Genomic DNA, 308 nt, shown 5'->3' with positions numbered 1-308 from the left:
TGCTCGACGGTGTACTCGACGCGCTCGGGGTCGCGATGATCGGTGAAGCAATCGGCGAACTGGCGGAGGATGCCGGTGAGTTGCTCGACCTGGCGGAGCAGCAGCGCGCCGCCGTCGGAGGAGATGTCGCCACCGTCGAAATCGGCCAGGATTTCGCGCCGGCCGAGCATGGGAAAGTTGAGGTAAGCCGCGTTACACTCTGTCTGCATCGGGCTACCCTTTTTTGATGACATAGGAGGTTGTGGCAAACCAACCTATGACACAAAGGGCAGCCCGATTCCATTCCCACGGTGAGAAATGCGGGTTAT

The 308-nt window shown here is 59.7% G+C and carries 1 protein-coding gene; it reads right to left on the bottom strand.

Translation table 11 applies throughout. The features are described 5' to 3' along the window. Positions 1–209, bottom strand: a 209-nt coding sequence (locus HG800_RS26860; protein ID WP_182849587.1) for a transposase, incomplete at its 3' end; no start/stop codon positions are given. Positions 210–308 lie beyond the last annotated feature (99 nt).

The sequence above is a fragment of the Tautonia rosea genome (genome assembly GCF_012958305.1).
Lineage (GTDB): Bacteria > Planctomycetota > Planctomycetia > Isosphaerales > Isosphaeraceae > Tautonia > Tautonia rosea.
This window is presented reverse-complemented; position numbering and strand designations above follow the sequence as displayed.